Origin of the sequence: Leptospira licerasiae serovar Varillal str. VAR 010 (assembly GCF_000244755.1) — a bacterium.
GTDB lineage: Bacteria > Spirochaetota > Leptospiria > Leptospirales > Leptospiraceae > Leptospira_B > Leptospira_B licerasiae.
Window position 1 is genome coordinate 172634 of sequence record NZ_AHOO02000009.1, and the last position, 18607, is coordinate 191240.

Annotated in this window: 15 protein-coding genes; 10 read left to right on the forward strand and 5 right to left on the reverse strand. The window is 40.7% G+C overall.

The genetic code is table 11. From position 1 onward, the window contains the following. Positions 1 to 4: 4 nt before the first annotated feature. Both LEP1GSC185_RS11765 and LEP1GSC185_RS11770 read right to left on the reverse strand, forming a co-directional pair. Entirely contained in the window at positions 5 to 685 is a 681-nt protein-coding gene (locus LEP1GSC185_RS11765; RefSeq protein WP_008588848.1) for a class I SAM-dependent methyltransferase, read from the reverse strand. Next, complete coding sequence (locus tag LEP1GSC185_RS11770) at positions 682 to 2013, reverse strand: hypothetical protein (protein WP_008588676.1); 1332 nt, start codon at positions 2011 to 2013, stop codon at positions 682 to 684. Before LEP1GSC185_RS11770 ends, LEP1GSC185_RS11765 begins: the two co-directional genes overlap by 4 nt. Positions 2014 to 2121: 108 nt before the next feature. Between LEP1GSC185_RS11770 and LEP1GSC185_RS11775 the strand changes: the two genes are divergently transcribed. From LEP1GSC185_RS11775 to LEP1GSC185_RS11800, 6 genes are all read left to right on the forward strand, one after another. After that, positions 2122 to 4137: a protein meaA gene (locus LEP1GSC185_RS11775; RefSeq protein ID WP_008588850.1), complete on the forward strand. Its 2016-nt coding sequence runs from the start codon at positions 2122 to 2124 to the stop codon at positions 4135 to 4137. A 3-nt stretch (positions 4138 to 4140) separates the two neighbouring features. Next, entirely contained in the window at positions 4141 to 5094 is a 954-nt protein-coding gene (locus LEP1GSC185_RS11780; RefSeq protein ID WP_008589269.1) for a P-loop NTPase family protein, read from the forward strand. Positions 5095 to 5110: 16 nt separating this feature from the next. Then, entirely contained in the window at positions 5111 to 7282 is a 2172-nt protein-coding gene (locus LEP1GSC185_RS11785) for a hypothetical protein (RefSeq protein ID WP_008588868.1), read from the forward strand. Between the two features lie 39 nt (positions 7283 to 7321). Beyond that, positions 7322 to 8908 carry an LA_3751/LA_3752 family putative glycosyltransferase gene (locus tag LEP1GSC185_RS11790; protein ID WP_008588944.1) on the forward strand — a complete coding sequence of 529 codons (1587 nt, stop codon included), beginning with the start codon at positions 7322 to 7324 and terminating at the stop codon, positions 8906 to 8908. A gap of 45 nt (positions 8909 to 8953) precedes the next feature. Then, on the forward strand, positions 8954 to 10183 hold the full coding sequence (locus LEP1GSC185_RS11795; protein ID WP_008589115.1) for an ankyrin repeat domain-containing protein: 1230 nt from the start codon (positions 8954 to 8956) through the stop codon (positions 10181 to 10183). Between the two features lie 235 nt (positions 10184 to 10418). Next, on the forward strand, positions 10419 to 11225 hold the full coding sequence (locus LEP1GSC185_RS11800; protein ID WP_008589258.1) for an acyl-CoA desaturase: 807 nt from the start codon (positions 10419 to 10421) through the stop codon (positions 11223 to 11225). Positions 11226 to 11279: 54 nt separating this feature from the next. Here the strand turns inward: LEP1GSC185_RS11800 and LEP1GSC185_RS11805 are convergent, their stop codons facing one another. Continuing rightward, a complete protein-coding gene (locus LEP1GSC185_RS11805; RefSeq protein ID WP_008588807.1) occupies positions 11280 to 11759 on the reverse strand; it encodes a hypothetical protein in 480 nt (159 codons plus the stop codon). 376 nt (positions 11760 to 12135) lie between these two features. On the opposite strand from LEP1GSC185_RS11805, the gene LEP1GSC185_RS11815 reads away from it, so the two are divergent. The 3 genes from LEP1GSC185_RS11815 to LEP1GSC185_RS11825 are packed head-to-tail and all read left to right on the forward strand — an operon-like array spanning position 12136 to position 15807. Next, the gene (locus LEP1GSC185_RS11815; RefSeq protein WP_008588800.1) at positions 12136 to 14517 is read left to right on the forward strand and encodes a SpoIIE family protein phosphatase; all 2382 of its coding nucleotides are present in this window, start codon (positions 12136 to 12138) and stop codon (positions 14515 to 14517) included. Between the two features lie 47 nt (positions 14518 to 14564). Next, entirely contained in the window at positions 14565 to 15467 is a 903-nt protein-coding gene (locus LEP1GSC185_RS11820) for a diacylglycerol kinase catalytic domain-containing protein (RefSeq protein WP_008589111.1), read from the forward strand. After that, entirely contained in the window at positions 15460 to 15807 is a 348-nt protein-coding gene (locus LEP1GSC185_RS11825) for an STAS domain-containing protein (protein ID WP_008588781.1), read from the forward strand. The genes LEP1GSC185_RS11820 and LEP1GSC185_RS11825 overlap by 8 nt, the downstream gene beginning before the upstream one ends. Here LEP1GSC185_RS11825 and LEP1GSC185_RS11830 read toward each other — a convergent pair. Next, positions 15804 to 17474: a PhoX family protein gene (locus LEP1GSC185_RS11830; RefSeq protein WP_008596831.1), complete on the reverse strand. Its 1671-nt coding sequence runs from the start codon at positions 17472 to 17474 to the stop codon at positions 15804 to 15806. The two genes, LEP1GSC185_RS11825 and LEP1GSC185_RS11830, sit on opposite strands and share 4 nt — an antisense overlap. A gap of 109 nt (positions 17475 to 17583) precedes the next feature. On the opposite strand from LEP1GSC185_RS11830, the gene LEP1GSC185_RS11835 reads away from it, so the two are divergent. Beyond that, a complete protein-coding gene (locus LEP1GSC185_RS11835) occupies positions 17584 to 18078 on the forward strand; it encodes a hypothetical protein (protein WP_008589038.1) in 495 nt (164 codons plus the stop codon). Here LEP1GSC185_RS11835 and LEP1GSC185_RS11840 read toward each other — a convergent pair. After that, positions 18059 to 18583, reverse strand: a complete 525-nt coding sequence (locus tag LEP1GSC185_RS11840; RefSeq protein ID WP_008588915.1) for a hypothetical protein — start codon at positions 18581 to 18583, stop codon at positions 18059 to 18061. The genes LEP1GSC185_RS11835 and LEP1GSC185_RS11840 overlap by 20 nt on opposite strands. Between the last annotated feature and the right edge of the window lie 24 nt (positions 18584 to 18607).

Here is an 18607-nt window from a genome sequence, read left to right on the forward strand (position 1 = left end):
ATACTTATTCGTCTACGAACAGCTCGTCACAAAACGGGCTGTCTTTCGTGATCCTACTTTCCAGGAGATTGAACGCAACTCTCCTGAAATAAGGACGAATTAGTTTTTCATAATACTTTTTGGATCTTTGGTGGGCATAAGGATCCGTAAAGTAGATCTCCTTTTTCATTCTTGTGTAATCGTTCTTGGTAGGAACGGTAAAATAGAGATAGTTTACTATCTTATGCAGTTTTTCAAAAACTTTGGGAAGATGTTTATCTTCTATATACTGCACCACTGAATTACAGATCCCAAGAGTGAAAGGAGGGAGATGAATATGTTTCAGATCCAAATCCTGGATGGTAGAATGCAGAAAAGATAGATTATAAGAACGGATCCATTTCTGTTTTGCGATCGCATCTATCATTTCTTCCGACGGATCCACCGCAAACACACGATTCGGTTGGAATATTTTTACGAACTCCTTCAAAAGTAAAGCTTTTCCAAAACCGAAGTCAGCGATACTTCTAGGATGGACCTGCATCAGATCAAAAAGAGACTTTATATATTTTGCATGTTCTTTCGCGTTGAAGGAAGCATCCACGTCCTTCCCGCTTCCGTAAATCTCGCTCCAATAAGAAGTCTCGAATGGTAGACCGTTGGCTCCGTAAGCGATATAATCGGAGTCTTGCGGTTTTTTACTCATACATCGGGCGCCTTGCTAGCAGAAAGCCAAGAAATGAAAAATGCTTTTAGATCATCATACCCTTTTTGGTCGGAAAGTTCCGCTTTGGCCTCGACAGATCTGGTCTTTAGGGTTTTTAAACTAGGATCCGTTTGTATTCTTTTCCATAAGAATCCGTTAATCAATACTCTCTCTCCGGATAAAAACAGATATGGAGTATTCTTAGCTTTTACTTCTCTCTGCAAAAGTTTTCTGTCAACCGCCCAAACTTCGGACAAAAGAATATAATCCTTTTCTCTCATTTCAGGATAAGAAGTAAAATGGGTCTTTTGTTTAGAAGTGAAATACAAATAAGCGGAAGTTTCAGGAGAAACATAAATCCTTTCGTCCTGGTCTATGATCAATCTCCCTTTTAGAGATGCCACATCCTTTGCCAAAGAACTTAACTTAACCTTATCAACTCCCAAAATAGGACGGATCGTAAAATATCCGGAGACAGCGATCAACGCAAAGATCCCGATAGAAGCAGGGATCGTATTCAATTCTTTCTCGGAACGAAGTAAAAAATTACCCACGAATAAAATTGCAATAAAGGAACCGAAACCTAATAGATACTTCCAAACCGCTCGGCCCATAAATCCGAAAGAATGATCCCCATAAAAATTAAGATTTCCTAATAGAATAATCCCCAACACAAAAACGGAAAGATATCCGAATAAGAAAAGTTTAGGAAGGTTTCTCCTTTTAAAAAATACGGATTGCTGCTTCTTTTTTTCTCTGATCCCGACCGTTCCGGCCTTGATTACAAAAATAGTAAATCCGATCAGGAAGAAAGTGAAATGAGAGAAAAATCCAAGCACCGTGCAGGAAACTAAGATCAAAAGATCGACTACTGTTTCCATTCGAAAGGAAAGAAATAGGACTAACAAAAACGAAAAGCTGACCAATTCTCCTAACATATTCAAGGGTACTAAATAAGAGAACGGATTGATCGCTGCCAAGTAGCAGAACAGATAATGGTTCAGTTTCCAACTCTCTCTTTCCATGATATAAGCGCAAAGATGGATGCCCAAACTCAGGAAAAACGCTCCGAAAGAGAGATAGGCGGGTATATAATTCAAACCGAAGGACGATTTCCAAAAGGATAAAAGTAAAAATGGAAGCGGCTCCTGAAGTGCGAAAAATTTTCCGTCTTCCGAAAGAGAACGTAATTGCGCCAATGCCCGAAAACTTTCTCCGTTGGACGGGTCTCCGTGCCAGGAATAGAGAAGGGTCAGAAGACCGGTGAGAAACAGCGTCGAGAGTAAAATGAGCGCGGGGTTTGCTTTTCTGTTTCTTTCCAAGTCCATGCGGCGGAATTCTTCTCCTTCGGATTTCGGAGCTACGTTAAAAATTTAGGTGAAATTATACCAACACATTTTGAACTAAACTAAGAGGCATATTCCGAGGGCAAGAAGATGGAAAAAAAAGACCATATCCTTTACGATAAGACCGGAAATCCTAGCAAAGAGCCGGCTTGGATTTTCAGAACTTACGCGGGTCATACAAACGCAAAGGAGTCCAACGAACTCTTTAGAAAAAACCTGGCAAAGGGTCAAACAGGCCTTTCCATCGCCTTTGATCTTCCTACACAATGCGGTTATAGCTCGGATCACGCGATCGCTAAGCCGGAAATCGGAAAAGTAGGAGTTCCAATCAACACGTTGGAAGACTTCCGAATCCTATTCGATCAGATCCCGATCGAAGAAATGAACACTTCTATGACCATCAATGGCACTTCCATGTGGTTACTTTCGCTATACGTGGCGTTAGCCGAAGAAAGAGGAGAAGATGTTTCTAAACTCCAGGGGACCACTCAAAACGACATAATCAAAGAATATCTGGCTCGAGGGACTTACATTTTCCCGCCGGAACATTCCATCCGAATCATCGTAGATATGTACGAATATTGTTTGAAAAGAATTCCGAAATGGAACCCATCCAATATTTGTTCCTACCATTTGCAAGAAGCGGGAGCAACTCCAGTCCAAGAGCTGGCATTCGCACTCGCAACAGGAATGGCCATCCTTGACGCAGTGAAAGAAAGAAACTGTTTCACTCACGAAGAATTCGAGCAGTGTGTTGGTAGGATCTCCTTCTTCGTAAACGCAGGGATTCGATTCATCGAAGAAATGTGCAAAATGCGAGCCTTCTCCGATATGTGGGAAGAGATCACAAAAGGAATTTATCAGGTAAAAAGCGAGAAATACCGCCGCTTCCGTTACGGAGTCCAAGTAAACTCACTCGGATTAACCGAAGAACAACCTGAAAACAACGCATGGAGAATTTTGATCGAAGCTTTGGGAGTTACCTTAAGCAGAGATGCAAGATGCCGCGCCCTCCAACTTCCAGCTTGGAACGAAGCACTTTCACTTCCTCGTCCTTGGGACCAACAATGGTCACTTCGTTTACAACAAGTACTCGCTTACGAAACAGACTTACTTGAATATCCTGACCTATTCGAAGGTTCTAGAGTCGTAGAAAGTAAAGTAAAAGACCTGATCGAGAACGCAAACAAAGAGATCCAAAAGATCAAAGAAATGGGCGGAGCGATCAAGGCGATCGAGAACGGTTACATGAAAGCCCAACTCGTAAAATCCCAGGCAGAAAGACTCGCTAAGATAAATAACGACGAACTCATCATCGTAGGAAAGAATAAATGGAAGGAAGGAATTCCCTCCCCTCTTACTAACGATCCTGACGGAGGGATTTTCAAAGTAGATCCTAAATCCGCAGAACAAACCTTAAAAGTACTCTCCGATGTAAAAGCAAGAAGAGATGCGAAGAAGGTAGCGGAAACTCTAACAAGATTAGAAGACGATGCTAGAAACGGAAAGAACCTCATGTTCGCTTCCGTAGAATGTGCAAAGGCTCTTGTAACTACGGGAGAATGGGCTGACACTCTTAGAAAAGTATTCGGCGAATATCGTCCATCCACCGGGGTAGAAGGACAAAAACTCAATCTAGAATCCGACAAAGTATCTAATGTCAGAGCCAAAGTAGAGAAATTCCAAAAAGCAACGGGAGCAAGACCTAAGATCGTAGTAGGAAAACCTGGGTTAGACGGTCATTCCAACGGAGCGGAAATGATCGCGGTCTCCGCAAAACATGCGGGATTCGATGTGATTTACTCAGGCATCAGACTCACTCCGGAAGAAATCGTACAATCCGCTGTGGAAGAAAACGCAAATGTGATCGGAGTATCCATACTTTCCGGATCTCATGTGGAGCTTGCAGAGCAGATATTCGCAGAATTAAAACATTATAAGGCGGATATACCAGTGGTCTTCGGAGGAATCATCCCTCAGCCTGATTTCGAAAAGTTACATTCCATCGGAGTGAAAGCGATCTTTACGCCTAAAGATTACGATCTAATGGATGTGATGGATCGTATCATAGACATCGTATCGGATAAGATCCCAGCGTCCGTCTAAGGCATGACCGTACGGTTTGCAGAAAAGGAACTTAAAGAACTGATCCAAGAAGCTTCTCAAGGGGAAAAATATCCTCTTGCGAAGCTGATCAGTGAACTCGAAAAACCGGATTCATTCGAATTTCGTAAAGTTCTATTCAAAGAATTAGAAAGTTCGGGCTTTAACGGGGACAAATCAGTCACCATCGGGTTTACAGGAACTCCAGGCGCGGGAAAATCCTCTCTATTAGGCGAGATCTCCACCAATTTTTTACAAACAGAATCCGATAAAAAAATGGCGGTAGTCGCCATAGATCCCTCCAGTCATATCAGCGGAGGTTCCCTACTCGGAGATAGAACTAGATTATCCTTACCGGTCAGAGAAAAAAGGATCTTTTTCAGATCCCAACCTAGCCAACTAGAACTAGGAGGTCTGAATCCGTACACCTACCATGTGATCCGACTCCTCCGTTGTTTTTTCGATTTTATATTCGTGGAAACGGTTGGAATCGGCCAAAACGAGATAGAAGTATCGAAACTCGCAGATCTTTCCTTTTTAGTAATGGTGCCGCTCGGCGGAGATCAGATCCAATTCATGAAAAGCGGGATTATGGAAGTCCCAGATGCATTCATATTAAACAAATGTGATGAAGAAAATCTTGCGAGCGCAAGTTATCATACACTCTCCACTACTTTGGAGTTTTTGAGAGATATCGTTCCGGGAGGGAGTATCCCCCCTATTTTCCTGACCAGTGTAAAAACTAAAAAAGGGATCCCAGAACTTTTGGATTATGTTTTAAAAAGTAAACCTCATACTAAAAGATTTTCGGAAACGAAAGTACAGATCGAAAAATGGATCAAGACAGAATATGGGAATTTTGGGCTTAAGATTTTAGCCCAAACTCAAATTGATCCAAAAAGTTCTTTCGAAGAAGTAGAAACTTCTGCTAAAACCGAAATCGAAAAAAGATACAAATAAGGTGTTTATCTAGGTTATGCTAGCAATTTTTAATTCTCTGTTCATTGGTATCGTATTCATTTCTTCCTCCCTCACAAACCAAATCCTTTCCGGTTTTTCAAGGCATTTAGCCTGGACAGGATTTGGTTTAGGAATCGGATTTATAGCTTACTTTTTCTATAAAAACAAGGAGCAAGCGCAATCTATCAAAAATTTGATAACTCAAATTTCAATTTCGGCATTAACCGGAATATATATTGCCCTTTATTTTTTCTCTCCGACAGCATACGGGTCCTTATTCACAAACTTTAAATCACTATACATTTTCGTATTACTTTCCGTTTCTATTGGGACCTCTTACTGCAAAACAAAAAAGATATCTGATATCTGGAAAAACTTTTCCAAGTTGGGACTTTTAACCTTATTCTTATTACTATTTACTATACCAACTTCAGTAACTAGACTTTTTTCAAGCGACGATTCCAATGGAGCCAAGTTGACTCCTTTCAGCTTAGAAAAAGACGGAAATCTAGATCTTTCCGAATTCTATATAAATCCTCCGATTATCACTGCATCAGAATTAGCCAAAGACAAAAAAACTCTATTGGTACCTTCTCAGATGCCCTCAGGTGATTATATAAAACACCCTTTCTTTCTAACTGCCTACGAAGGGAAATTACTGAATGCCTTCCCTTTGTTGCCAGGGCTTTACAATTCTGTTGTTTATTTTTCCTTAAAATTGATCGGAGTAGAGATCGCTATTCCTGATACAATCAATCTTTCCGGTCCAGCTCCCAAAATACATACTATCGAAGATTTTATCTATTTGGAAAAATTCTCGTCCTCTCTTCTTTTTGCTATCACCTCGATCCTACTGTTCAAAGCAATTTCTAAGATAGCCTCTGCCAGAACTTCACTTCTGATCACTTTGCTTTATTCTTTCGGAACAACACATTTTTCGAACACTTCTCAAACTTTATGGCAACACGGATTTGTAGAATTCCTGATCGTAGCAAGTATCTTTCTCTTTCTTTCTAAAGACATTTTAACTCCTGCAAAAACATTACTCCTCGGCGTAATATTAGGCTCTTTCTTCTTTGTAAGACCTCCTTCCATCTTAGTCGCCGGATCACTCGGCCTAGTATTTTTATGGAGACTTCGTTATGTTTCAACAAAGGACAAGATCAATCTTCTTCTCTTATCAGCAGCCGGTGCGCTCATACCATTTTGTTCACTAGGACTTCTGAATTATTTAGAATATGGACATATAATGGGCGGATATTATCTCATGGAGAAATCCTTTGCCCTAACAGGAATGCCTGATAGATTTATCGGAGATCTATGGGAGGGAGTCGGCGGATTATTAATTAGCCCCGGGTTCGGCTTATTTATATTCTCCCCTATCGTATTATTATCCTTTTTAGGATTTTTCCGAAGCAGAAGGAAAATCGGATTTTTGGTCTTTCCAACAATCCTTTCGACTCTTGTTTACTTATACATCTATGGAAAACATTTTGTATGGTGGGGAGGAGTATCTTATGCGACCAGATTTTTAAGCGATCTTATGCCTTTCTTCGCAATATTACTTTTACCCGCATTAACGATTTCTTATAAACGGACCGTCTTAAAATTCTTACTAATATTTTTCTCAATAATTTCCGTTTGGGCTCATACATCCGCAATGTATTCGGATGCTCCTTTTAAAGAATGGGCAGCGTGCAAGAGACTGCCGATCAGAGAAAAAGCTTGGAGATGGGAAAGGATCCCTTATACAATGCCGTTCAGATCATATTATCCCTATATAACAGGAAAACTTGATATAGAACCGATCTATGAATGCCAATTAGGAGAAGTTGCTGGATCCTTAGAGGACAGAAAAGCTTTCAAGTTTGATAATAATTCGGTTTTATTAGGTTCCGAAAAGATCTTTCCGGATGTAACTGTATATTTCAGATCGGGCCATTATTGCGCTAAGGTCTTTTCAAAAGTCGAAAAAGAAGGAATTTCATCGGAGACAAACTTACAGATCTTGGTCTTTCAAAAAGACATGATATTCTTGGATCGAAGCTTGAATTCCGAGCGCTCCGAAAAAAATAAATTCGAATTCGATATCACAAAATCCGGAAAAACTAAAGTCTCCATTCTCAAAAAAGGAAAAGATCCCGTTATATTCGCGGGTGTCACCCTTACAAAAGAGAACTGCGAATAATATTCTGGTTTTTTAAAGAACTAAAAAGAGGCGAAATATATGAGCTCTATCTTCAAAAAAAGAAATCTTCTAGGATTCTTATCCCTACTTCTTTTCTGCATCGTTCTCATAAAATCATCGAAACCGGAAGTTTCTCTCGCCTACGATTCCAGAACAAAATCTCTCCAAACACATGCGTTAGTTCACTCAGGTTTTGCATCGGAAGAACTCCCCTACCCCGCAAAATCCATCGATCCAAAAGAAGAATTCCTTCCGATGCCTGCGAATAATTATACGAAATTAGGAGCATCTACCATCTCCGTTTTTCCAATTTTATTGGCAGCACTCGCAACCCCATTTTATTATATTGCAGGCAACCAAGGCTTACCTTATTTCAATTTACTCGGGGTATTTGTATATCTATGGATCTTAAGAAAATTTTGGAGGGCTTCTAACTCTTTTATATCCCTCGCATTTTTCGGATCGTATCTCCCAATCTTAATGATGGAGTTTGCAGAACACACTTTGTTCGTAGCTCTCCTTCTTGCAAGTCTCACCTTTTTATATAAAAGATCCGGAATATATGCCGGAATTTTTGCGGGATTGTCCATTTGGCTTAGACATGAAGGGATCGTATTTGCCGGTTGCATCTTATTTGCTTCGTGGATTAGCGAAGGATTTCCTCCATTTAATAAAAAGATAAAGTTGGACAAGTCTCAAACATTACTCTTCGGAATTGGATTTGTATCCATATTTGCAGTTTTTATCCTATTTAATTATCTTCGCTATTCTTCCCTTTTGGGGCCTAGGTTTCATGCAAATTATGGGGAATCCGGAATCGGCATCTCGGATAAAATCCAATGGGCGATTGGTTTCTTATTCCTGAACAAGATAGACGAGACCTTACGGATCGGTTTTTTCACTTATATGCCGTTTGCTCTGATTGGTCTTGGGATACTTCTTTTTAATATTCGCAAAATTTCTGTGAGAAGAAAAACAATCGTTCTCGGAGCGTTCTTCTTTCTTTTTACGATCCCTTTCTTAGCCCCGAATTACGGATTCTGGGAATGGGGACCTAGATATTTAAGTGCCGGAATTCCTTCTGTGACCTTGGTCCTATTTTGGTTTTGGAATTATTTTGCAAGAAAGAAGAAGATACTCTTCCAAAAGTTCGTCTTTGGAATCTTGATCGCAATACCTATGATCATGACTTTTATTGGTTTAAATTTTTTAAACCAATCCAGAAAACAACTTCTAAAAACCTATACTTTATTCCATGAATTAAAAGCGGATACATTCATATTCCATGATTTTTCCGTAATGTATTTTATGGGAAACGATTACTTATCCAAGAATGTACTATGTGCTCCTAAAGAAGATTCCCTCGCGGGACTTATGAGAACAATTGCTCAAAAAGAAAAAGGTAAAAGGATTGCACTCATCCAAATCAAAGAAGAATTGATCACTCCGGAAAAATTAGAAAAAACCAGAAAAAGTCCCGTTTTCGATATTATGCTTAAAACGGAACCATGGAAAAGTAAAAACCTCTCTTCTAAAATTTTAGAGTATTATCCGAATGTGCAAAGGATAGATTCTCCTTTTTTCGATATTTGGGTGGGAGATTTTGAAGCTTCTTCAAAATTGTAATAAATTATTGATTGATTAAAGAGAATTTTTTCATCCAATCATTGGATGAAATTCTCGTCCGGTTTATTCTTCTCCACGCTTCTACTTTTATTTTCTTTTAGTTCTTCTTTTTCAGAAGAAATTAAATTTGTTCACCCTACTAATGCCGTCGGCGGTACGTTCTCCGGGATCAAAAAAAGAGCGGAACTTCCCTCGCCTACCGTTTCCGGCGATGGTTTAAAAGCGGTGGCAATCGTTGGCGAAGTCGACGGAAACGAAGGTCCCAAGACCAGAGAATATGTGAACAATATCAAAGGACTTGTAAAAGTCTTAAAAGACAGAGGAGTTTCCGTCAGCGAATTTTATCCTCCGAATAATCCTTGGTCAGGAATCAAAGAAGCTTCACAAAATGCGAATATAGTTCTGTATGCGGGACATGGGGTCGGTACCAATTTGGACCAACCACCTTATGATCAGAGAACCGTAGGTGGATTCTATTTGGGAAAAGAATTCGTTTCTAACGAGCAAATTTCTTCCGGTTTAAAACCTGCACCGGGGGCGATCATTCTATTCTTAGGAGCTTGTTTTACTGCGGGCAATATGGCATACGATATGGGAGTGATCCGGGACGAAGAAACTAAAAAGAGGATCTCCATGTATTCTTCTCCTTTTCTGGAGACCGGATTCAAAGGTTATTATGCTACTTGGGCGCCTTGGACAGCTCAGACAATTATAGCATTATTATTTACTAATAAAAACTATGGGGACGTTTATTTCAGCCAAACAAATCCTCAGGAAGTGACTAAAATTTCTCATCCGAATTTTTCGAAATCATATTTGTATTATCATACGAAACCTCCTGCATCAAAACCTATTTATGATTATGCATTTGCGGGAGATCCTTCCAGTGTGATCCGATCCGATAATTCAAACACCAATTCCGAAACCAAAATTTCGGAAGAAGAAATACTGAATCAAAATCGTATCTTGATTTCCAGCTTATACGATAAGAATGAGAATAAATCCCTGGAGTCGCTTGAAAAGGGCGCAGATCCGAATGCGGATTATTTAGGTTGGAAACCGATCCATCTTGCGATCGTATTCGATCTTCCGAATGTAGTTAAGGAGCTTGTCCGTAAAAAAGCTTCCATCAATGCTCAGGCAGAAGGTTATACCCCTTTGTCCATGGCGCTTGCTTATGAACGCAAAGAGATCGCTGAGTTTTTGGAAAAAGAAGGCGGGACCAGAAGTAGGGCCGCATTTAAAAAACCGAATATTCCGAATTTAAAGAAGTAGAAGGATCTATTCTTATTCAAGGCATCTTTCTACCGCTCCGCGACAGGGGTATGTAGGGCTTTTAGTCCGGCTTGCCGGACGAGCACGAATGCGCAAGCCCGAAACCTGCCTTTTTTTCGGGGAAAATCCTTGTAAAGAGACCATAATCGCCTAAATTTCCCAATTTCCCCTCACATTTTTTGCAACCTACCCTCCCAAATTGACTCCTATTTTTTAGAAAAAAAGGGAGCCCTCCATGGCAATCATTCTAAGTTTTTTTGCGGCACATTGGATTTTAGCCGCTTTCGTTCAATCGTTCTATTTACATCGTTATTCCGCTCACCAGATGTTCAAACTGAACCGTTTCTGGGAAAAGTTCTTTTACTTCTTTACCTTTGTTGTACAAGGTTCTTCCTTTCTTAATCCGAGAGCGTACGCAATTCTTCACAGAAGACACCACGCTTACAGCGACACCGCAAAAGATCCCCATTCTCCTGTAGCTTCTAAAGGATTTTTCGATATGATGTGGACTACCGCAGTCGTATACGAAAACATTTTAGATCGTAAAGAAGAAGTGGAGAAAGAGTTCAAAGGAAACTATCCTGAGATCCCTTGGTTCGATCGTTTTGCGGACTCTTGGTTCGTTCGTTTGTTCTTCGGAACTTCTTACACTCTTTTCTATATGGCATTCGTTCCTGCGGACGCAGTTTGGTTGTATGCTTTATTACCGATCCATTATCTAATGGGACCAACTCACGGTGCGATCGTGAACTGGTGCGGTCATATGTATGGATATCGCAACCACGCAAAAAATCCCGACAATTCCAAAAACACTTTGCCGGTGGATTTTTTGATCATGGGAGAATTGTACCAAAACAATCATCATGCTCATCCGAACTCTCCGAATTTTGCGTTCCGTTGGTTCGAGCTGGATATCACTTATCAAGTGATGAAGGTACTACATTTTATGGGCATCATCACCATCCAAAGAGCTGTTTGGACCGAAAAAGGAAGAAAAGAACTTTCCGGGACTGCGCCTTCTCCTTTAGCTGATGTAGCTTAAGATCTATTTAATTTAGTGAGTTTCTGGAAGCCGCTTGGGAACAAGCGGCTTTTTTTATTCTTCTCGGATCCTATCCAAGTCACCTCTCATCTCTTTATCGTATTCTTCCATTAAAAGAGGATAGAATTCGGAACTTAATTCTATTTTCCCGTTCAATACCACTTGGAATATGGAACGGACCAATTCTTCTTTTTCGAATCCGGTGCAAATCCATTCGAGGAGTTCCAGTGCAAGGTCCAATCTACCTTCTTCCGAGATAGTTTTGCGAAAGATGTTCAAAACTTCTTTTTCTTTACCTGCTTCCAGGAAACTTCTGAGTTCCACAGGCATACTTTGTAGCAGAAGTTGCTTTTTTGCATTCGGGGTAAAAAGGAACTCGGGCTGGCCTTCAGGTAGATGAGAGTGAATTGCCTTTGTTACTTCTTCTTTAGAATGTCCTAATTTGATTAGGGTCCGACCAAGGACCTCTCCTAATACGAAGTCTTCCAGAGGGTGAAACGGAAATCCCTGCTTTTTAGGTTCTTGATCTTCCATCTTGTTAGAGTTCCTAACACTTGGTCTGCGGTCAAGTTTAAGGAGGCGCAGCGTTCAAAAGAGACGCAGGAAAGTGGCACGCAAGAGGCGCCAAGACGCAGAGGAGATTTTAAGTCAGTAGCCCTAAAACTTTGCGGCTCCGCGGCTCTGCGTGAGAATAAACACTGCGCCTCATTCTAACTCCGCGCCTCCGCCTCCAACACCGACTAACCATGTATTAGGCGGAATATTTTTGTAACCTGAATTTCACGAAACCTTAGTACGAATGGGATCTTCCCAGTGTAAGTTTTGGGTCTCTTTTTTATAGAAGAGAAAAAGGCTAAAAATACAAAGTGCGCCTTCCCGATCTAGGGAGATTCCATTTCCGGAACAATATATGAGTTTTAGACAAAAAATTTTTCTCATTCTGGGAGCAAGTCAGCTTCTATTAGTACTTATTCTGGCGATTACATTCATTCAAATGATCGACCAAGTTAAAAACGAACCTCAGGACAAAAGAGCATTAGACCGTTCTCTGGAGTTCAGGAAGGAACTAAAACATAAGGAAGAAGTCATCCGCCTTCTTCTTAAAGAAATAGAAAGAAACCAAAAGACCCTTTCCATTTTAGAGAATGGTTTGGGGAATAGAGGTATCCTACAAGGCAACCTGGAATATATCAAAGGGATCATGACTCAGTATGGTCTTTCTATCTTTGAGATCCATGATAAGACGGGTCATGTCTATTTTAGATTCCATAGACCGGCCGATTATGGGGACGATAAGTCGGGGCAGAAGATAGTGCAAGAGGCTTTACAAGGTAGGATCGCTTCGACACTGGAGATCGGCCATAGCGGTCTTGGACTTAGGGTCACTGCCCCTCTTAGGAACGGCGGGATCATGATGGTGGGCCAGGTGGTGGATGATAAGTTTATCCAAACAATCACCGGTTCGGAAGACGTTCACCTAGCCATTTATGAAAAAGACAAACTGATCTCTTTTTCGGACGCTACCATCTCAAAATATTTAGGAGATAGAAAACCGAAAGACCTTGCTGGAATTTCCAGATTCACCTTAGAAGGAAGACATTATTATCTCACTCAGGTCCCTTACGAAAACCAAGGATTAAGTAATCTTAAATTAGATTTCGTTCTCTTGATAGATGAGACAGAACTTTACGAATCTACTCGAAATCTTTGGTTGTATTGCGGACTGATTGCTCTTGCGGTGTTCGGCGGTATCTTATTCGCATCTTATAGATTTTCTAGGGATATTATAGACGCGGTAAAGGCACTCAACTTTGCGATGCAGAACCCTAATGAAGACGAATCCAAAATTGTGGACTTAAATCGTTCTGACGAATTAGGGGAAATGGCGGAAGTATTCATCGAAATGAAAAAGGATCTTTTGGATCACCAAATGTTCCTGGAGAAAAAGGTGGAGGAGAAGACGAAAGAATTGCAGGAAACCCTGGATGATCTCCGCGCTTTGAAAGAAAAGCAAGACGGAGATTACTATCTGACTTCCTTACTACTTCGTCCGCTTGCTACCACTAAATACCAAAGTCCGAATACTAAGATCAGCGGTATATTAAGACAAAAGAAAACTTTCGTATTCAGAAAGAAAGAGGCGGATATCGGTGGAGACCTAGTTTCCATCAGTGAGATCACATTATACGGTAAAAAATATTTGGCCATCATGAACTCGGACGCAATGGGTAAATCCATCCAAGGCGCAGGTGGTGCCCTCGTAATGGGGACAGTATTCAAGGCAATCGTTACAAGGACCCAACTTTCCAGAAGTAACCAAAAGAAAACTCCTGAAAAATGGCTAAAAGATTGTTACACCGAATTACAAAACGTGTTCGTTACATTCGACGGTACGATGCTGGTTTCCGCTTTGCTATGCCTTTTGGATGAAGAGACAGGAGCATTATATTCTATTAATGCAGAACATCCCAATATGGTGTTATATAGGGACGCAAAAGCGAGTTTCTTAGATTCGGACTTCCCTATTCGTAAATTAGGTTTCTCAGAAAATACTACCGAACCCTTGGTGAGAGTGGATAAATTGGAAGCCGGCGACAGGATTTTCCTAGGTTCCGACGGAAGAGACGATATTTTACTCTATGACCCGAATTTTCCGGAACCTGTGATGAACGAGGATGAGTATTTATTCTTAAGATTTGTGGAACTTTCCGGCGGAAATTTAGAGGATTTAGAAAGATTGATCAACGCAGCAGGAGAAGTTTCAGACGATTTAAGTCTTTTGAGCATTAGCTATAAGGAAGTAGAAGTTCCTTCTTCCCGCGCAAAAGTTGTCTCGGATGATTACAACAGACTTCTGCAGATCGGGATCAAAGAATATAAAAAGGGAAATACCGAAAAGACTAAAGAAGTTTTTGCACAAGCATTAGCGATAGACGATTCGGACCCGGCGCTTTACAAACAAATGGCCAGGATCTGCATCAATGCGAAAGAATTCGATGAAGGTGCTAAATATACGGAGGCTTATCTTTCCAAGATACCATTCGACAACGAGTATATCTTCTATCTTTCCTATTGTCTTAGAAAAACCAAGGATTACTGGAAGTCTTTGGAATTCGCTGAAAAACTCAGATCCAGAGAACCTGAAAATATTAGGAATCTAAAACATTTGGTGGCCCTGTACAGACTTACAGGAAATCGAATGAAGTTTAGGACCACTATGTCCGTTCTGAAATCGATCCTGGCAGACTCGGACCCTAAGACAAATAATTCTTCAGAACCCGCATTGGTCTGATTTTTTTCGTTTTCTAGGAGACCTAGATCCGTCCAAATTGGTAATCCATGTCGGCGGAAATGCGAAAAAAGATCGAATCTGTTCTGGTAGTCATTAAAAGAACAAAGTATGAATTAGATCTGGAGAGTTACGGCTCTCTAGAAGAATTCAAAAGAGTAGCACAGATCCAAAATGATTCATTCTCTAGGATCTACCAATCTCACCTAAGACAGATCCAAAGCAGAGAAGAATTAAAACGTACTTTCCCCAATGGAAAGTTCATCTTTAGGGAAGAATTAGAAAATATAGATATTGCGCGCTATGATCTGGTGATCGCGTTAGGTGGAGACAATCATTTTACTTACGTTGCCCATCATGCCTTGGACAATTTAGTTCTGGGATGTAATTCGGATCCTGAAACTTCTGTCGGAGCCCTTTTATCCTTTCATACCTCCGATATTTCAAAGGCAGTTGCCCAAAATTGGGAGAACATAATTATAGAAGAATGGCCCAGGATCAATGTTCGGATAGAATATCCGAACGGGCAAGCGATAGAGACATTCCAAGGGATCAGCGAAATTTCTATCCGTAATAATAGTCCCGACTTAACGAGCCGATTTCTGATCTCTCACGAACAAGTCTCCGAAGAACAGAAATGTTCGGGCCTTTTAGTATATACCGGAGCAGGTTCTACTGGTTGGGTTATGTCTTGCGAAAATAAAGACGTAAGCTTTGACAAGCAAGAGCCCTATTTCAAAGTGTACTGTAGAGAGTTGCGTAAGAAGGAAAGTTTCCAATACAAATTGGATCACTTTACGGTTCACAATTCTTTCCGTCTAATATCCGAAATGCGCGGGGGGATCTCAATCGATTCCTTGGCGGAACGTATTTACGATTTCCCTCCCGGGGCAAAAGCGGACTTTTCCGTTTCTCCGGAAAGATTGCGGGTGGTGGTGCAAAAACATGGATAGTTTGAAAATTCTAGAACAGGATGCAGGCAAAGAGATCAGAGTATATTTGGTTTCCGGCCGACTAGACGAGTCCACCTTCCCTCTATTTAAGGAAAAAGTATTGGATGTGAGTCATGCAAACAATACCGTTCTGAATTTATCGGATCTTAAGTATGTTTCCAGTTCCGGAATTCGTGCAATCTTCGAATTAAAGAACAGACTCACTGGAGAAGGTAAAAAACTTTTACTCACGGAAGCTGGAGAAAAGGTAATTCAGATCTTTAATTTATTAGGTCTTTGGAAACCTTTCGCTCATTTCGAAAAAGAAGAAGACGCAATCGCCGCCTGTCTTAAAAACTAAGCTCTTCTGATCGCGACCACTCCCGGTCTAGGCATATCTCCCTTTGTTCTGGCAGGCCAACGGCTTGTAGGAAGATCATAATCCTTGGTATCTTCTCCCGGATGTTGGACCGATAAGAATAAAAACTCTTCATCAGGCGTAAACCAAGGACCTGTAAGTTCCGCACCTATCGGCGCGGAGGCGAATTGAAATGCTTTGCCAGAATCATCTCCGCTTGTGGGAATAAAGAACATACCGTTGTTCCCGAATTTTTTGAAGATGGATTTTCCTAACAAACGAGTGGTCATGTCGGTCACCATCCAAAGATTTCCGGAAGAATCAAAAGCCAAATTATCGGGAGAAGAAAATCCGCTTTTCCCTCCTCCAGCAACGAACACTTCGAACTCAAAACGGACCGACTCCGCATCCGAATTCTCTTCCTTGATACGAACGATCTGTCCGTAAAAATTTCCGTGTGAATCATTGTTGGTAAAAGAAACAAAAACAGATTTATCTAATGGATGGACTTCCAGATCTTCCGGTCTGTCCATCGGGGTTCCGCCTGCAGTCTTTGCAGCGTCCCTACAGTATACCAAAATGTCCGCTTGGGTCTTAAATTTAAGATTTCCTTCTTTATCTTTTGCGTTCTTTAGATTCGGATTTTTTTCCAGATCCAGTGGAACCCAAACACATTTTTCAAAATTACCTACGTATAAAGTCCCTTGTTCTAAAAGTTCTGAGTTTAATTTTCCTTTTTTAGGATCGTAATTCTTTTCGGAGACAAACTTATAAACACATTGGTCCTTAGAATCATCTCCCATATACACAACCAATTTTCCGGAAGGGGAAACAGTTAAAGCAGCATTCTCATGAGAGAATCTTCCGAGTGCAGTATGTTTTACCGGAATGGAAGAAGGATCAAAAGGATCCACTTCTATGATCCAACCGTATTCTTTAGAGTCTTCCAGCTTACAATCTTCTACTACCATTTCGTAGTTCTCTTCGCAAGAAAGAACGGTATTCCAAAATGTTTGTCCTCCGGAACAATTGGCAAACGTACCCCGCACTTTTGTTTTGTTTGAGATCGTATCAGAGCCGGCAACGGGACCTTTCAGTTGGAATTCCGACATTCCGTTTATCCTCCTGCCGTATTTAGATTCAGGATCTAATACCCAAGAGCCATTGGATTTGCGTAGCCCTATCACCGAACCCCCTAAAGAATAAAGATACTTTTCTATCTGTTCAGGCGTTCTATTGTTGGGACCTTTTTGGTTGTAATCGTAACCGGTTACATAATATTCCAATTCGTTTAAGTATTCGTGATTGGTCCAAAGAAGCGCGGAATTTGGATCGTTCGGGAATTGGAAGAAGCAGTTAAAATCCGCAGCATAACCGAAAGTATCTCCCTTAGAGTTGATCTTATCTCCGTACACTGCGATCAGATCATAAGTAAAACCTGCCGCTAAGATAAGATCGTCTTGAATACTAGGGCGTAGAGGTTTAAAATTACTTCCCGGAATTTTAGGAGAGATCCCTTTTTTTGTTTTTGTAACGGAAGAATGCGAAGAATGTACTTTTTTAGAAGGCTCTTTTGCGGGTTCGGAAAACAGATCCAAGGTCCGGGCCGCAGTCAAAGCAAGCATCCCCTTTCCCATATATTTCAAAAAGTCGGACCTAGATACCTTCATATCCTAAGAATATTGCACCGGACTCTCTGGACCATTCGTTTTTTCTTCCTACAGAAAAAGGAAACTTGGTTGTAATAATCCCTATCAAAAAAGATGATAAAGCCTGAGAATGAAAACGAGCTCTACCCCATTCTATAAGATCCTTTTTATCATGGGCTGGGTTTCTCTTGCGTTCTTTCTTCCTCTTTCCATTGCAGTCTATTGGGAAAATAAAAGTTTAGAATCGATATACAAAAACTTATCTCTTCCTGGGAACAAAGAATTCGGGGTCCTGGTTGAGAATACAAAACTCAATAAGTTAGGCAGAACCGTAAACGTGTATACTTACTTGGTGCCTGACGAACAGGGGAAAAAACACGAGGTCACAGAAGAAGTGGACCAAACCACGAATCGAAGAATGAGAGTGGGAGATACTGTCCAGGTTCGTACCCTTGTCTGGAATAGTTTCGGAAAAACAAAGATCCTAGGTAGGATCGTAGGAAACACTGCCCCGCCTCCCGGTTTCGGTTTTATGCAGGACTTTTTATTATTCGGGATCCTGTTCTCTTTCGGACTGGTCTTGGTCAGCCTTTATTTCAGAACGTTTAAGGCTGAGGTAGAGTAGTATTAAAGGCGCTATCTTTTTTAAAGATCAACTGCACCTGATAAGGCTCTTGTATATATCTAGCAGGATTCATCTCGTACGAAATAAAGCAGTAATACTTCTCGTAAACGATCACAAACATAAAATCCTTAAATTTTAAATACTGCATTTGTTTTCTGATCCCGCGCATCCAAATGGAATCTTCAAAAACACGCTCGTATCTTACCGAGTTCGCGTTTATTTTTTTAAGTTCTTCCGAAGTCATCTTCTCCGGATCTCTCTTTCTCAACTCAAGTTTTAAAGAACGGATAAGGTTATACTCCAACTTCTCCTTTTCCAAAACATCTAAGTTGGGAAGTGTTTTAAAATAATATTCGTAATATTCTTTATCTAAGGACCTGCCATCCTTATGCACCTCGCCTTCCTCCTCGGAAGACGGTTTGCCCTTGCTCGGTTCTTGAGAATATAAACCGGCAGAAGTCAGTAAAATCAGTGATATTAAAATCGGGAAAATCGGTGTCCGCATACCGGTACCAATAAAAATATCGGT

Excerpts from the sequence above, each read along its gene's own strand:
- LEP1GSC185_RS11765 (WP_008588848.1), bottom strand. The coding sequence starts at position 685 with ATGAGTAAAAAACCGCAAGACTCCGATTATATCGCTTACGGAGCCAAC.
- LEP1GSC185_RS11770 (WP_008588676.1), bottom strand. The coding sequence starts at position 2,013 with ATGGACTTGGAAAGAAACAGAAAAGCAAACCCCGCGCTCATTTTACTC.
- LEP1GSC185_RS11775 (WP_008588850.1), top strand. The coding sequence starts at position 2,122 with ATGGAAAAAAAAGACCATATCCTTTACGATAAGACCGGAAATCCTAGC.
- LEP1GSC185_RS11780 (WP_008589269.1), top strand. The coding sequence starts at position 4,141 with ATGACCGTACGGTTTGCAGAAAAGGAACTTAAAGAACTGATCCAAGAA.
- LEP1GSC185_RS11785 (WP_008588868.1), top strand. The coding sequence starts at position 5,111 with ATGCTAGCAATTTTTAATTCTCTGTTCATTGGTATCGTATTCATTTCT.
- LEP1GSC185_RS11790 (WP_008588944.1), top strand. The coding sequence starts at position 7,322 with ATGAGCTCTATCTTCAAAAAAAGAAATCTTCTAGGATTCTTATCCCTA.
- LEP1GSC185_RS11795 (WP_008589115.1), top strand. The coding sequence starts at position 8,954 with ATGAAATTCTCGTCCGGTTTATTCTTCTCCACGCTTCTACTTTTATTT.
- LEP1GSC185_RS11800 (WP_008589258.1), top strand. The coding sequence starts at position 10,419 with ATGGCAATCATTCTAAGTTTTTTTGCGGCACATTGGATTTTAGCCGCT.
- LEP1GSC185_RS11805 (WP_008588807.1), bottom strand. The coding sequence starts at position 11,759 with ATGGAAGATCAAGAACCTAAAAAGCAGGGATTTCCGTTTCACCCTCTG.
- LEP1GSC185_RS11815 (WP_008588800.1), top strand. The coding sequence starts at position 12,136 with ATGAGTTTTAGACAAAAAATTTTTCTCATTCTGGGAGCAAGTCAGCTT.
- LEP1GSC185_RS11820 (WP_008589111.1), top strand. The coding sequence starts at position 14,565 with ATGTCGGCGGAAATGCGAAAAAAGATCGAATCTGTTCTGGTAGTCATT.
- LEP1GSC185_RS11825 (WP_008588781.1), top strand. The coding sequence starts at position 15,460 with ATGGATAGTTTGAAAATTCTAGAACAGGATGCAGGCAAAGAGATCAGA.
- LEP1GSC185_RS11830 (WP_008596831.1), bottom strand. The coding sequence starts at position 17,474 with ATGAAGGTATCTAGGTCCGACTTTTTGAAATATATGGGAAAGGGGATG.
- LEP1GSC185_RS11835 (WP_008589038.1), top strand. The coding sequence starts at position 17,584 with ATGAAAACGAGCTCTACCCCATTCTATAAGATCCTTTTTATCATGGGC.
- LEP1GSC185_RS11840 (WP_008588915.1), bottom strand. The coding sequence starts at position 18,583 with ATGCGGACACCGATTTTCCCGATTTTAATATCACTGATTTTACTGACT.